Below are 16,249 nucleotides of genomic sequence, written 5' to 3'. Positions count from 1 at the left end.
TATAGCCAAAACCCGCGGCGCGAATTTAAAATTCTACCTCTAAATAAAAATTCATATCATTTTATTGAAATTTTATTTAGCAAGGATATAATAATGCATATTAAAAATAAGCGGCATTTGCTCGCGACGATACCGCAAGAAAGGCACTTTATGCAAAAGTTAAATTTTAAAAATAACGTCTCCGAGACGCTGCTAATCAATGTCTATATGCGCCACTTGGATTTCAAAGACAAGGATCCGATTCTAAATGATCCGTTTTCAAGCGCCGTCGTAGAGCAGATCGATTATGATTTTGCGAAATTTAACGACGCGCGCCTTAGCAAAACGGGCACCGTTATCCGCGCGAAATTTTTTGACGACGAGACGCTGCGGCTCGCGGCGGAGTTCGACCGCCCTATCATCGTGCAACTTGGCGCGGGGCTCGACACTCGCCCGCTTAGATTGCAAAAAGACCTACCGAGCGCCCTATTTTACGACCTCGACCTACACGATGTCATCGCCGCACGCGACGCACTACTGCCCAAAGCAAAGAATAACTTCAGTCTGCCCTACTCGATGCTAGATCCCTCGTGGATGGATGAGCTGGTCGCAAAGCACGGCAGCGCGAGCTACATCTTCATCTTGGAGGGGGTGAGTATGTATTTTGAAAAGGAGGAATTTAAAAAATTTTTTATCGCGCTTGCGCAAAAATTCCGCGGCTACGTGCTGAGCGACTTTATGAGCGAGTTTTCGGTTAGGAAATTCGACTCTAGGCGCCATGACGCGATGAAACACATGCAAAACGCACCCTTTAAAATGGGTATCGGCGGCGGTGCAGAGGTGCAGAGCTGGGATAGTGCGCATATCTGCTTCGCCAAAGAGGCTGCAATGCTGAAAATGTATAAAAGCCACTGGAGCCTCAAAGGGCGCCTATTTAGCCTGATCCCTGCCTTTTGTAACGCATGCAAGATGTTCGTTTTCAAAATCGGCGGTGATGAATAGGCTTAAAAATTTCAGTTGATTGCTTTGCAAATTTCGACAGCTAAGGCGGGAATTCTAAGCTGCTTATCTGGCTGGCAAGCTGGCATGCAGAGCAAACGGCACATACCGCTTTGCTTAATGCTTGAGTAAAATGATAAAAACGCTTTAAAATTTCGCTTAAATTTCCCTCGATTTATAGGAATTTAAGAGTTTTTAAAATATATTTTCGCATCTTAAATTCACGGAAAAGATCATGCAAAATTTTTTCGACAAACTCACTGCCACAATTGACGCAATCAACTCCTTTTTGTGGGGTCCGTACTTTCTAATCGCCCTACTTTGCGGTACCGGCGCGTATTTTACGGCACGCTTGCATTTAGTGCAAATTTTTAAATTTAGAATGGGTGCGCACAAGCTTTTCGGCAACTTCTCCCTGCACGGCGAGGCTGCGGGCAAAAGCGGCATGAGCTCGTTCCAAGCCGTCGCCACGGCGATCGCGGCGCAGGTCGGTACGGGCAACCTGGTAGGCGCCAGCACCGCGTTAGTGATGGGCGGGCCGGGTGCGATATTTTGGATGTGGTGCGCAGCGTTTTTAGGCATGGCGACGAATTTCGCAGAGATCTGCCTGGCTCAAATTTACCGCACCAAGGACGATAGCGGACATATGATCGGAGGGCCCGCGTTTTACATCAGCCGCGGACTTAAAAGCCCCTTTGCCAAGCCTTTAGCGGCGTTTTTTGCGCTAGCCATCATCTTTGCTTTAGGCTTCATGGGTAATATGGTGCAGGCAAACTCCATCTCAGACGGCTTTAGCGGCGCATTCGGGATTCCGAAGTGGGTGAGCGGCGCGACCTTAGCGCTCATCTGCTGCGTCATCTTTTTCGGCGGCGTCAAAGCGATCGCGCGCGTAGCCGAAAAGGTCGTGCCTATAATGGCGATCTGCTACGTGCTGGTGGGTCTCGTCATCATCGGCTCAAATTTCGATAAAATTCCATCCGTCATCGCGTTGATATTCAAAGCCGCGTTCGATCCATCCGCTGCCTGGGGCGGCGCTACGGGCGCTACGATCGCTACTGCGATGAGATACGGCATCGCGCGCGGACTCTTTTCAAACGAAGCCGGCATGGGCTCGACGCCGCACGCACACGCCGCGGCGAACGTCAAACACCCCGTAGATCAAGCCGTGCTCGGCATAATGGGCGTTTTCGTCGATACATTCATCGTGCTTAACATCACCGTTTTCGTCGTACTCAGCACCGACGTAGTCACCTTCGAAAACGGCAAGGCGGTATTTTCGGGCATCTCGCTGGTGCAGGAGGCCTTCGGATCGCAAATTTTGGGTCGCAGCGGCGGCTACGGCTTCGTGGCGATCTGCCTGTTTTTCTTCGCATTTACCACGATTTTGGGCTGGTATTACTTCGCCGAGATCAACGTGCGATACCTCCTGGGCGCAAAATTCGTCAAGCTCTTGCAAATTTTGGTCGTTGCATTCGTATTCATAGGAAGCGTGCAAAAGATCGACCTAGTCTGGGGGCTAGCCGATATGTTTAACGGACTGATGGTGATCCCCAACTTAATCGCAATCATCCTGCTTAGCCCCGTCGTCGTGCGGCTTTTGAGCGACTTTAACGACGGCAAAAGCTACGACGCAAACGACTACAAATAACGCCGCGCCCTAAATTTCAAGCCCGCGCTTGGAATTTAGCGCAAAATCGCCGCAAAATTTAGAATTTTAAAATTCTTTTCAAGCTAAAATCCTAGCCTAAATTTTATGATTTAAGGAGAACGCATGCAAATTTTAAGGAGCGAAAAATGCCCGTTTTAAAGGCATTGCTGACCGGGCAACCGCGCACTTACGGCGACGAGCGCGCTACGCAGCCTCTAAAAAGGCGCTGGGAGACGGCGATATTCAAGCAAGCTAGAGCGGGCGAAGTGCGCGCGAATGAGCTTGGATTCGAGGGCGACGCAGTAGCTGACACGCTGCATCACGGCGGAGAGGAGAAGGCGATTTTTGCCAACTCGCTGCAAAATTACGCCGCATGGGAGAGATTTTTGGGGCTTAAAAATCTAGCCTACGGCGCAATGGGCGAAAACCTCACGATCAGCGGATTACACGAGCAAAACGTCTGCATCGGCGATGTGCACCGCATAGGCTCGCTGGTGCTACAAGTAAGCCAGCCGCGCAAGCCCTGCTACAAGCTCTCGATGCGCTGGGGTAACGCGGAGATGACGGCGGAGATCGCGCGCAGCGGACTTACCGGCTGGTACTACCGCGTGCTGGAGGCTGGCTCGTGCCGCGCAGGCGACGAGATCTACGTCGTAGAGCGCGACCCCGCTATGATGAGCGTGATGGAGCTTAACCGTCTATTTTACGGCGATCGCCTCGATGAAGGGCTGTTAGCAAAATTTAACCTACTTACGACGCTTACGCCAAAATGGCGCGAGGATATGCGCCGCAAGCTAGAAGGCAGCTACGACGACGGCTTTATGCGGCTATGAAATTTAGCCTCGAAGCGGCGTTTTAGAACAGCAAAGCAGAACCGCGTTCTGTTAGTTTTAATACACTCTGGGTGCGGATTTCAAAAATACTTTCTTGCGAACCGCCTGCAAAATACTTTCTAGACTTGAGCATTTAAAACATCTTCTAGGCTTTCGGTATCAGCGCGCAAAACCACTTCTTAAGTGCGAGCCTTAAATTCGGGCTAAATTTCAAAGCTGAAATTTTAATTTAATCCGCGCCACACGCGCGCAAACGCGATCTGTTCTCTTGCCCTATTTTATGACATGATACAGCTACAAACAGAATTAAAAACGCATTTAACTGCGCTTAGAATTTAAGCCGCTATGAAGTCTAAATTTAATCGCACATTAAAAGCCGCGCGCGCTCTTTGTAAATTTTAAAATTTAAAAGCGGTAAATTTAACCCACTTGCTGCGCAGTGAATTTTCCATAAAAGCCAAAAAGAAAATTATTTACTCGCGCGACGCACTCATCTAGCGTATTCAGCGACGCAGCTCTTACGCTGTAAATAGGCTTCCTCTAAGCTTTTAACGCGCGCCAGATTAGATGTGTCAGATGCTTCGCCAAGCGCCTTTCAAAGCTCATTCATAGCGCTCGCTATAAGTAGAATTTTGCGCGGCACGGTAACAATTACGACCTTTTAAGAGCGCGTACCGCAGTTTAAAAGCCTACTTCAGCTTTTTAAACCGCGCGCTGTATAGCTCAAAGTCTGTTCCTACACTCAATCGACTACCGTAATCCCCGCATCCGCGCAGGCTTTTCGCGCCTTTTTCGATATACCGATGCCGGTCGTCTCGATTTTCTTAAGATTAATGAAGGGCGCAAGCTCGGCGGCGTCAATGTTTTTAATGTCGAAAAGCTCATCTTCGCCGTCCCAATCAGGCGCGATTTGTAGGTAAATTTCGTTTCCGCCGTCAAGATATAGCTCGCTCACCTGCTCCGCCAAATCTGCGGGAACCGGATAGTCCTTGAACCACTTTTTGGCTTGCGGCAGCGCGCCGAAGTCCGCGTACGGATCGATGCCTCGCTCTTCGCAGTACTCAAACACGTCAAATTTGGGCTGTAGCAGGGATTTTTCATACATCAGCTCGTTCATCACGGCGATTTTGAAATTGAAATTTTTAAACAGAAGCGTCTCGCCAGCCGCGCGCGGAAGCTTAAATTTATCGCTCGGTTTTCGCTTCGCCTTTTTCGCCTTCTGATTGATGCAGACGCGCCCTATCGGCATTTTCGCAGCTCGCACGATGTCTGCGATCTCGTCGGTGTCGCGCTTAGCGAAGCGCTCGGCGAAGTCCATCGCACCTATGTGCTCCTGCACAGCCTCGGCGAGAGCTAGCGAGACTTCGAATTTGCCTAGGCTAAGCTCCAAAAATATATATGCGCCGCGCAGCTCCTGCTCCGGCACGGCCTCAATCGGTGGCCTGCCCTCAAGCGTGAATGCGCCGCCGTAGAGCTTGTGCGGAACCTCGTGCTGCACGCCCTTTGCGACCTCAAGCATCAAAACTATCTCGGAAAGCCTCGGTTCTGCGAGCTTGTCTGCGCGCACGAAGGCGAAAATCCCCGCTTCATCCCAAAAATATCGGCTTTTGCCATCTCCGTCATCGATCACGCGCGGCTGGCCCAAGGCTTCGTTAAACTTAGCTAGATCAAACTCGCAGTTTACGCCGCCGATAAAAACGCCGTCCGAGCGCACGTCGACGTCAAATTTATCATTTTTAAAGATGTCAAACAGTCCCATTTCGCCTCTCCTGATTTTGCGTTAAATTTCGTCTTAAAATTTTTCCAAAAACCCGTAAAAATCGTCCGCGAAAAGCCTATCCTCACCCTCTGCGTAGTCGCGCACATATACGGGGTATTCGCACGGCGCGTCGCCTGCCTGCTCGCTCGTTATCTCTTTCGTCGCTCTACTTGCCGCCTCGCTCATTGTCGCGCCTGCAGCTTTGCACGTCGTTTCATCTGCTGCTTCGGCATTTATATCACATGCCGCATCCAGCGATCTATCCGCGAGCGCTTCGTCGCCAGATGCCCTATTTTCCGCACCGTCGGCTACCGTATCGCGCGCCTTCTCACCCGCGGCTTCGCCGCTCATGCTCTCCGCCGTCTTGCCACGCGCCGTATTAGACGAGCCGTCCGCTATGTCGCTTGCGGGCGAAATTTTAAAATAATACTCCTCGTCCTCGAGCTGCAAAAATACGAGCTCGTCCGCGGCGAATAGGCCATTTTTTAGATTTACCTCATACGTGTAGCAGATGTCGGCGTCGGCACTATCCGCAAACTCGGGCGGCGCGATCGTTTTTAGCTCCGTCCCCGCCGCGCTCACGCTAGCGTATCTTAGCAGCACCTGCTTGTAGTTCGCAGGCAGCGCGAAACCGAGCCGCCGCTGCGCCTGCACAATCCATGCGGGCTCTATGTCGCTGCGTCCCGCGGCCGTGATATTTTTAGATTTTTGAATAAGCTTTTATATCATTTTGATCCTATTTTGAGCGAGAAATTTTGATGCCTTAGCGCACCGAGACGCGCTGTTTGCATGAACCCGCGGGCCTTTGGCGCGGCTTTGAGAATCTAAATTTAAAAGCTCGCGCAGCTTCAAGGCTAAAGCGAGCCGCTTAAATTTAAAGCGGTCCGCGCATAAATTTTGACCGCAAACGCGAACCGACAGAGTTCTAGCGATCTAAATTTAGCGCTAAGCCCTAGCCAGCGCTATTACTTCGATCTCCACAAGCGCCCCCTTGGGGAGTTTGGCGACCTGCACCGTGCTGCGAGCCGGCTTGTGCTCGCCGAACGCCGCTGCGTATATCTCGTTCACCGCGGCAAAATCGCCCATATCGGCCAGAAAAATCGTCGTTTTGACGGCATCTTGCAGCGTCGCGCCCGCCTCTTTCAGGATCGCGGCGAGGTTTTGCAAAACCTGCCTTGCCTGCGCCTCCACGCCGCCCGCGACAAACTCGCCGTCGGGCTTAAGCGCGATCTGCCCCGAGGTAAAGATGAGCCCGCCCGCCTTGATCGCCTGGGAGTACGGTCCGATGGCCTGCGCCGCATCGGGAGTCGAGATAATCTGCATAGAAAAATCCTTTGTAAAAAATTTCGCCCATTTTATCGCAAAATATTTTAGCATTGCTTTAGGCGGCGGAATTTTGCGAGCGAGATTGCGAGTGTGGCGGGTGTGAGGAAATTTAATTGGCGGCAAGAGGCGGGTAAATTTCGGCGGGCGAAGCGAAACAGATACGCAGTAATGCGACAAATTTAAATGGCATGGATAGGCAAAATTTCGCCTACGATATCAGAGTGAAACGGTAGGTGCGGCAATACGGTTAAATTTATCGCACAAATACAGCGGACAATATGCGAGAAGCTAGCGCGAAATAACAAGCCGTGGCGGCGAAACGGCAAAATTTAAAAAGCTGACGGGCGCAGAAAACAGCGCGTGAAAGTGCGACTAAATTTAATCTATACGGGCACGGCGGCGAATCTGCATAGCAAATGGTTGAACTGTCGGCACGAGCGCAGGGCGAGCAAAACAGCTCGCTAACGGTGGCGTGTATTTTAAAAAGCGAGTAAGCTGGAAAGAGGCGTGCGCGACGGTATCCGATTAATTTCATCAATGCGGGCATGATAACGCCGCGCGCTCGGCAATACGACGACTCTATCGGCGGCGGACAGACCGCATGAATGCATGGCGATACGACGAAATAGATACGGGCAGTGTGGCTAAATTTAACCGATGCGAATGGACGAAACTTTATCGGCATCGTTGTGCAGCAAATCAAATCTTTGCACCATCAAGACCATCAATGTCGCGACAGCAAAATCAAGCTCCCCACGGTAGTGATACGGGCGACGGGGCGGTAAAAGCAACGCCAAAATCGCCACCATCGCAGCAGAAAGAACAGCGCCGTCATAAAAAAATCAGTGCGACACCGCGCAATGCAATTAAAATCCTCGCAGTAACAAGCGCGGCAACGAAGTAGTCGATGTAGCGGAGCAAAATCAGCGATATCGAAAAAATAAAATCAAAGACCTCGCGACAAGCGAGACCTCCGACGCAACGGCAATAGAATCAACATCGCAGCAGCGGGAAATTAGCGTAGTCGCGACAAGATCAGCGCGAAGCTACGATATAATCGACGCTGCAGTAGTAAATTGGCAGTGTCGCAGTAAGTTCGGCGCAACACTGCGGCAAAATCGACGCCGCAGCAGTAAACTAAGCACCATCGAGGCGGCAAGATCGGCGCTGTCGCGGTAGCAAAGTCGGCTCCGTCGCAGTGTAATCTGTGTAATGCTACGGTAAGATCGACGCTGCCGTAGCATATCAGCGAGAGCTCATAAAATTTTACGCGAAATTTTATACGAAATCCTGTATAAAATTCTATGATTTTAGCTTGAAATTAGCCTGAGATCGGCCCTCAACCGGTCTGTAATCAATTTGCAATCAGTCCATAAAGCAGCTTTAAAATCGTCGCGGCAACGACGAACAGAAGCATCTTGCGCACGAATTTTACGTCGCATCGCATTACTAGGCTTGAGCCTGCGAAGCTGCCCGCGATCTGCCCGACCGCCATCACCGCTCCGACGAGCCATAAAATTTGCCCGCCGATGATAAAAACGCCTAAAGAGACGATGTTTGAGGTGAAATTTAAAACCTTCGTGTATGCGACCGCCTTTTTCATATAAAGCCCCAAAATTCCTGCGAGCGCAAACGTCCAAAACGAGCCTGTACCGGGACCGAAAAACCCATCATAAAACCCCAAAACAAGCCCAAAAATCGCGTAAAAGCTATTTTTTGACATCTTAGGTCTTGCGGGCGCTTCGCCTAGGTTTGGCGAAAAAATCATATAAAAGAAAAGCGCCAGCAGCAGGATCGGAATGAGGTAGTTTAGGAATTTCGCATCGATTAGAAGCAGGACATAAGCGCCGACTAGCCCGCCTACGAACGTAAAAATCACGCCGCGCAGGATCTCCGCCGCATCGACGTAGCCCTTGCGGATGAAATTTAAAGCGGCGGTGAAGCTTCCGAAACTGCCTTGAAATCTATTTGTGGCGATCGCTACATGCGGCGGAACGCCCACGGCAAGCAGCGCAGGCAGCGAGATCAGCCCGCCGCCGCCCGCGATCGAGTCGATAAATCCGCCGAAAAACGCTGCCGCAAAAAGCACCACGAACTGCCAAAGCTCAAGCTCCATTTTTGTCCTTTTCTCAAATTACGCAGACGGCACCCGCGAGTGTCTGCGAAAAATTCCGCGCAATTACGATCGTAAAACTGCTCATGCGCCGCAAAGTGCATACGAGCGCCTGCTAGAATTTCGTGAAATCCTATAAAATTTCGCGGAATTATATCGGATTTTGCTGCACGGCTCCCGCTTAAATTTTACGAAATTTGTCGCGCGATTGCCATTTTAGCTCCATGCAATTTATCGCGTCGTGCGCGAGCTGCAAAATTTCGTAAAATTTTAATAACGCAAAGCGACGGAATTTTACCCAAATTCTACAAGATAGCCCTATAAATTTCGCGCGGCTCTCCGTGAAATTTGCAGAATTTTATGAAGCGATCTCTTGCTAAAATTTTATGAAATTTCGGCGCGTTGTACTTAAGGCGCGCGGCAAAATCCATAAAGCCAGCTCCACTTATGCGGCAGCACAGCGCAAAATTCCGCCGCACACCCGCACTAAAACTTCATAAAATTTCATCACGCGTACCGAGAAATTCCGCCGACTTACTTCGCAGTTTTATCTAAACTCGCGCTTAGTTCGGGCAAAATTTTATCTATCTCGCCGCTCTGTCCGAGGCGATACAGCGCGAAGTCGTATTTGATGGGATCGCTCGGATCGAAGTGCCTTAAGCTTTGTGTAAGCTGCAAAACCGCCTCAAAATCGTAACTCTTGCGATCGATCAGCCCAAGCTTAAGCGAAACTTTATGCGTATGGGTATCGAGCGGGATGAGGAGGCGCGATTTTTCGATCTTTCTATACAGCCCCAGATCGATGTCGCTGTCGCGCACCGCCCAGCGCAGGAAAAGATTGTAGCGCTTGTACGGCGACGTGGGCCTTTGCGCGAAGCCGCGCCCGAAAAAAAACTCATATCCCGGGCTGCGGTAGGGATTTAATCTGTAAATCTCGCCGATTAAAAAATTTATCCCATCCTCGATCCGTCCGCTTTTTTGCATGCCGCAAAGCACGCTATCTTCGATGCTAAGGCTATTTTTAAGCCGCTTTAAAGTTATAAAAATTTCAGCGACGTCGCGCGGGCTTTGAAATCTATATTTTTTGCCCGCAAGCTCCGCGCCAATGCGCTCATCGCTCCCGTCTAAAAGCGAAAAATCAAGCGAGCGGAGGAATTTTAAAATTTGAGCCGCGCTCCCGTAAGCAAACAGCGCGCAGATGAGCGCTACGACGTCGTTTCGATGTCCCTTTGCGACCTGCAGCGGATCGGGCGCGCCGAAAAGATCCGCGTCGCAATTTTTCAAATCGGCGTAATAATCTAAAATTTGTTTTAAGCTTTTCATTTTGCGTAGTAACTCATCGTCGTAGCGCCGAATTTGCGCAATTTAAGCAGAGTGAAATCGCCGATTTTAGGCGGCAGCTCAAGCTCGCTCATATGCTCGATCGCGATTAGCAGCTCACACTGCACGGAGCCTAGGCGCGCTATCAGCGCCAGCACTCGCTCGTAAATCTCGCCAAAGCCCTGCCTGATCGCAAACGGCGGGTCCAGATATACAAACACTCTGCGCGCGGGATCAGAGATGGAATTTTCACTAGAATTTGCGGCATGGCTTTCGCTAAAATTTGCGGCAGAACATTTGCCTAAATCGTTTGCGGTAGAGCTTTCGCCTAAACCGCATGCTAAATTTTCACGGGAGTTGGCGGCGAAATTTTTTCCTGAACCACGGGTTAAATTTACGTTTGGGCGTGAATTTTCTCTGCACTTGGGGCTAAATTTGCCGTCAGAATTCTCAGCAGAATTTTTTCTTGAATCATAGATGAAATTTGCGCTTGAATATAAACTTTCTCCGCAACTAGTGCTAAAATTTTCGCCTAAATTTAAAATTTCTTTCTCTTCGCAACTCGCGCCTAAGCCCGTACCTCGATTTGCGTCAAAATTAGAACTTTCGCCGCATTTTGAGCTTAAATTTACGTTGCGATTAGCGGTCTCGGTGCCACTCGCGTCGTATTGAGAAATGCGGTTATCGTCAAACTTTTCGCTAAAGCTCATGGCGTCCGTGGCTAGCGAATTCACGCAGTATTTTATACTAGAAGCGCTCGCATAATCGCCAATCTGGGCACAACCGCCAAAGCTCTCATCGCCTGCGTAATCACCATTTGTGCCGCTTTGCGCGCCATTTTGCGCGCTGTCCGATATACCGCTTCGCATGCCGCATTTAGCCAAATTTTTCACGCCGCTTTGCGTGCCGCAGTATGGGTTCTCGCCCTGCTCTACGCCACTAAAGCTTTTGCGACAGCCGTCTTTTTCGCCGTCTAAATTTTTGCGGTAGGTGGCGGCATGGTTTTTGTCTAAATTTTTGCCGCTCAAATTTGGCGAATTCGCGTCCGAGCATCCATTCATATTCGCTTGCAGATCGTGCAAAATTTCGGGCAGTCGCTCGAAGCAATCGCCCAAAATCGCATTTGCGCCGAGCCCGAAAAGCTCGAAATTTTTCCGCATGATCTTATGCGCGGCAGCGTCCTTTTCGATCGCATAAACGTTTTTTGCGCCGTTGCTTAGCGCTTCAAGCGCCATCGCGCCGCTACCGCCGAAGCACTCGATAAACACCGCGCCGCGCAACTCCGCCCGCCACGTATCGAAAAACGAGCCTTTTACGATGCTTTTCGTGCTGCGCGTGCTCGAAAGCGCGGGCAGGGAAAGCTTTTTGCCCTTATAGATGCCGCTTGAAATTTGCGTAAAGAGCGTGTCGGCAGGTTTGGAAAATTTAGCCATTTTGCCTTCTTAAAATTTCGATGATTCTTGTCTTAAACTCATCAAATAACGCGCAAATTTCATCTTCCGCACTCGCCGCATCGTATCCGCCAAGATCCACCCGTAGCGAGCTTTGAAAATCCTCTAGCCTAGATAGCAGCGTATGCTTTGAAAACGGCAGCGCCAAATCTCCGTCCTCGCCGATTAAAAAGAGCGGTTTTGCCGAGTTTCGCGGCTCGTCGCTTATCACAAAGTCGCAATCCTGCGCACTTGCAGCATGACTTTTTAAAAACAGTTCCAGCGTCTTTTGTAAAATTTCGCAGTCGCAATCGATAAAAGCTTTCATCAAAGCCCCTTTTTAAATTTTATCATCTTAAACTTCTCGCCAAACTCCGCGCGCAGGTGATTAAACTGCAAAAGCGCGTTCTGATAGCCCTTCTCGCCGCTTTTTTGCATAAAAAGCTCTAAAAGCTGGACCGCGCCGAAGTCCATCAAAGCCGCGATCTGTCTTTTAAAATCCGTCGTCACGGCGCCCGCGTCCTCAAACGCCGCTCGCAAAATTTCAAAATTTACGTCGTAGGTAAGATCGCTCTTGCCGTAAAAATCACTCAAGTTTTTCACCTCAAAGAAGCTAAAAACCTCGTGGTTTCGGTAAATCCGCAGGCTAAAATCGCCGCTAGCGCCCATCTGTCCGTAATCGAAGGCTATGAAATAAAACCGCTGCGCGCTGGCGCAAATTTCGCGGGCGAAGCGAAAGTATCCGACCGGGATTTCGCCGCGCGATATGCCGAATCTGCGCGCGAGGGTCAAAATTTCACGTTCTTTTATGGGAGCAAATTTTGCCGCGCCGCTCTCTATAAAAAGCATATTTTCGCCGTCCACCGCCTCGCATTTAAAGGCGTCGAAAAGCTCGTTTGCCACAAATATCGCATCTTTAAATTTCGCCTCGTGCACGCTTGTGAAATGCTTTAGCGCGATTTCGTCGCCGAAGCTCTCCGCAAAGCTCGCCCGCTGTAGCTCGCGCAGGCGCTCGTGCGGCTCGATAATCGCAAAGCTAAATTTATCAAGCGCCGCCGCACCGCCCAGCGTAAAGATAGCTTGCGCTATGTCGCAAAGCAGCCGCCCGTCGTGCGAGCCGATCTCTACGATAGCGATTTTGGCGCTATTTTGCGATTTTTTTGCAGGCGCAGCGTCTAAATTTAGCTTGCTCGCCGCAAGGTTTTGCCGCGATGCGCCCGAGCTTGCCGCCGCGTCTAAGCTTAACTCTTGCGTCGCGCCAAAATCCGCGCTTAGGCGTAAAATTTCGCGCGCGATGCAGATCCCAAAGAAGCTTCCTACGCTCACGGCGGTGTAAAAATCGCCGCTCTTGCCGATTTTAGCGGCATTTGCATAGTAGCTCTCATTTAGCCAGCTCTCAAAAAAATCGCTAAATTTCACGCCCGCACTATCTCGTCCAGGCTTTTGCGTAGGCGCGCAAAGCCCTCTTTGATCTCCGGTTTTTTGATATTTAGCGCAGGCAAAAATCTAAGGGTGCGCTTGCCGGATTTTAGGATCAAAAGTCCGTTTTGCAGGGCTTTGTTAAAGATCTCGCCCAAGTTTTTTTCATCGCGTAGCACGAGGCCTTGCATCAGACCGAGCCCCACGTGCTTTTCGATCAGGCTAGGATAGTCTGCGGCGATGGCGTCTAGTTTTTTGATAAATCTTTTTATAGTCTTATCAAGCTTGCCGCTCGCTTTTAAAAACTCTAGCTGCGAAAGCACCGCAAGCGCCGTAGAGGTCGCCAAAAAGTTACCGCCGAAGGTGCTGCCGTGCTCGCCCGGAGCGAAAATATTTTGCTGCGCCACGCACGCGCCGATCGGCACGCCGCCCGCAAGACCTTTGGCAAAGGTGATGATGTCGGGGCGGATGCCGTAAATTTGTGACGTCGCGAACTCGCCCGTGCGATATACGCCGCACTGCACCTCGTCGGTGATTAAAAGCAGCTTTCTCTCTTTTAAAACAGCCGCCAGCTTTTGCACGCTAGCCTTATCCAGAGGTTTAATGCCGCCCTCGCCCTGGACTAGCTCGATCATCACGGCGACGCTGTTTTCATCGATATGCGCGATGATCTCCTCGATATCGTCGAAAAATTTAAATCCGGGCATATAGGGCGCGAAAATTTCCGGATGAAATTTCTCCTGCCCGGTAGCTTGCAGCGTCGCTAGCGTGCGGCCGTGGAAAGAATTTCGCAAAGTTAGAATTTCAAATTTTTTATTAGGGAAGTTTACGGTGCCGTATTTGCGCGCCATTTTGATCGCCGCTTCGTTAGCCTCCGCGCCCGAGTTGCAAAACACCGCGTATGTACGGTACCCTAAAAGCTCGCTAATCTTTTGAGCCAGGGCTTCTTGGGGCAGAATTCTATAGATATTTGAGCCGTGGATGATCTGCGCGGCTTGCGTGCCGATCGCTTCTAAGACGATCTCGTTTGCGTGCCCTAGACAGTTTACGCCGATACCCGCGCCAAAATCCACGTAGTCTTTACCCGTTTCGTCATAGACTATCGAGCCCTCGCCTCTTACTAGCGCTACGTTTACGCGCGCGAAATTATCCATCAAATAGTTCATTTTTTATACTCCACTTTAGGCAGATGCCAAGATTTGTAATAAGCCATCATGCGAAACGCAACCCCTAAAACTAGCAAAATAAGCACCGAAACTACGCCGCTAAGCCCCAATCCATCAAGCACGAAATATATCAAGCCCACGCCCATGCTTATCGTGCCATAAAGCCCCGTATGCAAAAACCACGGCACTTCGTTCAGCAGCACATCGCGCAAGATGCCGCCGCCCACGCCGTTACAAAACGCAATCAGCACCACTCCAAAAACGTTATGATTATAGCTTAGCGCAACCATCGCTCCCACGATCGAAAAGCTTACGACATCGATCGCATCGGTTAGAATAAATAAAAATTTACCCTCCAAATCACGGTTCTCGTAAAGTTTGGCAAAAATGGCTACGGCGCTTACCGCAAGCACGATCGTTACGGGCGCATAGTGCGTAAACGAGTAGATTTCGCGGCTTACTAAGGTGTCGCGCATGATCCCGCCGCCAAGCGCGGTCAAAAATGCCGCGATAAAGATCCCAAGCCAATCGCAGCCTTTCTTTACGCCGAATAAAAACCCGCTAAGCGCCGCCGAAGCGATGCCTACGCACTCCGTAAGCTCTAAAATACTCATATCACAACCCGCTAAAATCCTTTTAAAAACGCATTTTACAACAACTAAATATAAATTTCGGTAAAGCGCGACGGGCTGGAGAAATTTAGACGCGGCGGGATAAATTTCAGAACGGCGGATAAAATTTGAGCGCGGTGAATTGAAATCTACGCAGCAGAATTTTGTTAGGCAGTATTTTATGCGGCAAAATTCTACGCGGCTAAAATACGGCGCCGTCAGGGCGCAAATATAAAATTTAGACTTGAAATTTATAAACGGCTGCGGAGATAAAATTTCACAGAATTTTATAGCGGCTAAAACATACGGCGTCGCGATCCGGCGCAAATTTTAGTTTGAAATTTTCAGCATCTGCGCGCTAGGAAGAATTTAACGCTACAAAGTCGGCTCTATGCTTACGCCAACGGCACATAAATTTTGATTTGAAATTGCGCCTCGTTTTTGGCGCCGTGTTTTGCCGCTATAAAATTTCATGCGATTTTACGGAGACCGAGCCCGCGTAGAATTCTACGTAAAATTTTAAAATTTAGCGGTCGAATTCTGCGTGGAATTTTACGCCGAGCTCCGCTAGATTAGCGCAGCCTCTCTTTTAAAATTTCCCAAATACGGGGCATTGCCAGCAGTCCATTATGCCGCGCGTCTGGTATTTCATAAAATAGATCGTCCGCCTTAAGAGATCCCGCAAGATCATACGAGTGATGCACCGGTATCAGCTCATCTGCGGCTCCGTGGATGAGCGTGATCTGAGTGCCGCGTGCCGCTTGCAAAAATTCCGCGGTCGGAATCTTATAACGGATCAAAAATTTCGGCACGAAGGGGGCTTTTTCGTGCGCAAGCCGCTCGAAGCTAAAATATGGCGCGAGCAAGATCAGCCGCGCCGCGTCCCACTTCGCAGCCTGCTGTGCTGCGATACCGCTTCCGATCGAGTAGCCGATCATCGTGAGCTTTCTTGGCGAATGCTGCGCTAAAACGTAGCGGCTCATCGCATCTGCGCTCGCAAAAAGCTGCTGCTGCGATGAAATTTTGCCGTCCGATTTGCCGTAGCCCGGGTAATCGAAAATATAAAAATCGTATCCCAAAGCCGCAAAATCCGCGCCGTATGCGCCCCAGCCGCTCACGTCGCCGAAGTTGCCGTGAAAGAACAAAATCGCGCCCTTAGGCTCTGCCGCACTAAATTTCAGCCCGTTTATCAACCCGCCCTCAAACGGGATATTGATCTCTTGAAATTTTATTGCAGCGGAGTTTGTGTTATTGCCCGCTGCGACGTCCTGAGCGGTATTTTCGCCGACGCGCTCGGCGCTAGTTTGAGTGTTTTTGTTTTTGATCTCGCCCGCTGCTGCGCCGCTTTCTTTTGTGTCGCTCGCTGCGGAAGCGCTTTCATCCGCGCCACTCTTCGTAGAGGCGCTATTTTGCGTAGCGGACGCCTGCATATCTAAATGCGCGCCGCTCTCGGGCGCGTTCACCAGTCCTGCAAATTCGGAATTTTCAAAGCTAAATTTGAAGTTTTTATCCAGCGGCTCGCCCAAAAATATCAGCCGTTCCTGAAAGATATAAAGTCCCGCTAGCACGCAGATATAAACACACGCCGCGATAATGCACAGCCTAAGTAAAACCCTCATCGCCGTCCTTTAAATTTAAAACCGAGA

15 protein-coding genes and 1 pseudogene are annotated in these 16,249 nt (G+C 50.1%); 4 read left to right on the top strand and 12 right to left on the bottom strand.

From position 1 onward, the window contains the following. The first annotated feature begins 150 nt into the window (after positions 1-150). The 3 genes from QZ176_RS05030 to QZ176_RS05020 all read left to right on the top strand — a co-directional run bounded on the left by QZ176_RS05030 (position 151) and on the right by QZ176_RS05020 (position 3,459). A complete protein-coding gene (locus QZ176_RS05030; RefSeq protein ID WP_295151631.1) occupies positions 151-981 on the top strand; it encodes a class I SAM-dependent methyltransferase in 831 nt (276 codons plus the stop codon). Between the two features lie 232 nt (positions 982-1,213). Beyond that, a complete protein-coding gene (locus QZ176_RS05025; RefSeq protein WP_295151629.1) occupies positions 1,214-2,626 on the top strand; it encodes an alanine/glycine:cation symporter family protein in 1,413 nt (470 codons plus the stop codon). Positions 2,627-2,772: 146 nt separating this feature from the next. Further along, positions 2,773-3,459 (top strand): MOSC domain-containing protein, encoded by a 687-nt coding sequence (locus tag QZ176_RS05020; RefSeq protein WP_295151627.1) that lies wholly within the window; start codon positions 2,773-2,775, stop codon positions 3,457-3,459. A 742-nt stretch (positions 3,460-4,201) separates the two neighbouring features. Here the strand turns inward: QZ176_RS05020 and QZ176_RS05015 are convergent. The 3 genes from QZ176_RS05015 to QZ176_RS05005 form a co-directional block, all read right to left on the bottom strand. After that, on the bottom strand, positions 4,202-5,218 hold the full coding sequence (locus tag QZ176_RS05015) for a hypothetical protein (protein WP_295151625.1): 1,017 nt from the start codon (positions 5,216-5,218) through the stop codon (positions 4,202-4,204). A 33-nt stretch (positions 5,219-5,251) separates the two neighbouring features. Continuing rightward, positions 5,252-5,872, bottom strand: a complete 621-nt coding sequence (locus QZ176_RS05010; RefSeq protein WP_295151624.1) for a hypothetical protein — start codon at positions 5,870-5,872, stop codon at positions 5,252-5,254. Between the two features lie 291 nt (positions 5,873-6,163). Further along, positions 6,164-6,541, bottom strand: a complete 378-nt coding sequence (locus tag QZ176_RS05005) for a RidA family protein (RefSeq protein ID WP_295151622.1) — start codon at positions 6,539-6,541, stop codon at positions 6,164-6,166. A 604-nt stretch (positions 6,542-7,145) separates the two neighbouring features. Here QZ176_RS05005 and QZ176_RS05000 point away from each other — a divergent pair. Next, complete coding sequence (locus QZ176_RS05000; RefSeq protein ID WP_295151620.1) at positions 7,146-7,448, top strand: hypothetical protein; 303 nt, start codon at positions 7,146-7,148, stop codon at positions 7,446-7,448. Positions 7,449-7,898: 450 nt separating this feature from the next. On the opposite strand, the gene QZ176_RS04995 is transcribed toward QZ176_RS05000, so the two are convergent. The 9 genes and pseudogenes from QZ176_RS04995 to QZ176_RS04955 all read right to left on the bottom strand — a co-directional run bounded on the left by QZ176_RS04995 (position 7,899) and on the right by QZ176_RS04955 (position 16,222). Beyond that, positions 7,899-8,660, bottom strand: a complete 762-nt coding sequence (locus tag QZ176_RS04995) for a TSUP family transporter (protein WP_295151618.1) — start codon at positions 8,658-8,660, stop codon at positions 7,899-7,901. Positions 8,661-9,191: 531 nt separating this feature from the next. After that, a complete protein-coding gene (locus QZ176_RS04990) occupies positions 9,192-9,980 on the bottom strand; it encodes a TIGR02757 family protein (protein ID WP_295151616.1) in 789 nt (262 codons plus the stop codon). Next, positions 9,977-10,687, bottom strand: coding sequence for an RsmD family RNA methyltransferase (locus QZ176_RS04985; RefSeq protein WP_295151710.1), 711 nt, complete (start codon positions 10,685-10,687; stop codon positions 9,977-9,979). Before QZ176_RS04985 ends, QZ176_RS04990 begins: the two co-directional genes overlap by 4 nt. 369 nt (positions 10,688-11,056) lie before the next feature. After that, a pseudogene (locus tag QZ176_RS04980) lies at positions 11,057-11,410 on the bottom strand (RsmD family RNA methyltransferase); the annotation flags it as partial. After that, positions 11,403-11,735 (bottom strand): hypothetical protein, encoded by a 333-nt coding sequence (locus QZ176_RS04975; RefSeq protein WP_295151614.1) that lies wholly within the window; start codon positions 11,733-11,735, stop codon positions 11,403-11,405. The pseudogene QZ176_RS04980 and the gene QZ176_RS04975, both read right to left, overlap by 8 nt. After that, the gene (locus tag QZ176_RS04970; protein WP_295151612.1) at positions 11,735-12,826 is read right to left on the bottom strand and encodes an SAM-dependent methyltransferase; all 1,092 of its coding nucleotides are present in this window, start codon (positions 12,824-12,826) and stop codon (positions 11,735-11,737) included. Before QZ176_RS04970 ends, QZ176_RS04975 begins: the two co-directional genes overlap by 1 nt. Then, on the bottom strand, positions 12,823-13,992 hold the full coding sequence (locus QZ176_RS04965; protein WP_295151611.1) for an acetylornithine transaminase: 1,170 nt from the start codon (positions 13,990-13,992) through the stop codon (positions 12,823-12,825). Before QZ176_RS04965 ends, QZ176_RS04970 begins: the two co-directional genes overlap by 4 nt. Next, on the bottom strand, positions 13,989-14,606 hold the full coding sequence (locus QZ176_RS04960) for a TRIC cation channel family protein (RefSeq protein ID WP_295151609.1): 618 nt from the start codon (positions 14,604-14,606) through the stop codon (positions 13,989-13,991). The genes QZ176_RS04965 and QZ176_RS04960 overlap by 4 nt, the downstream gene beginning before the upstream one ends. Positions 14,607-15,175: 569 nt before the next feature. Next, positions 15,176-16,222 carry an alpha/beta fold hydrolase gene (locus QZ176_RS04955; RefSeq protein WP_295151607.1) on the bottom strand — a complete coding sequence of 349 codons (1,047 nt, stop codon included), beginning with the start codon at positions 16,220-16,222 and terminating at the stop codon, positions 15,176-15,178. Positions 16,223-16,249 lie beyond the last annotated feature (27 nt).

It is taken from the genome of uncultured Campylobacter sp., assembly GCF_905373215.1.
GTDB lineage: Bacteria > Campylobacterota > Campylobacteria > Campylobacterales > Campylobacteraceae > Campylobacter_B.
Note: the sequence above shows the minus strand (reverse complement) of the source record. Positions and strands in the feature narration are given on the sequence as shown.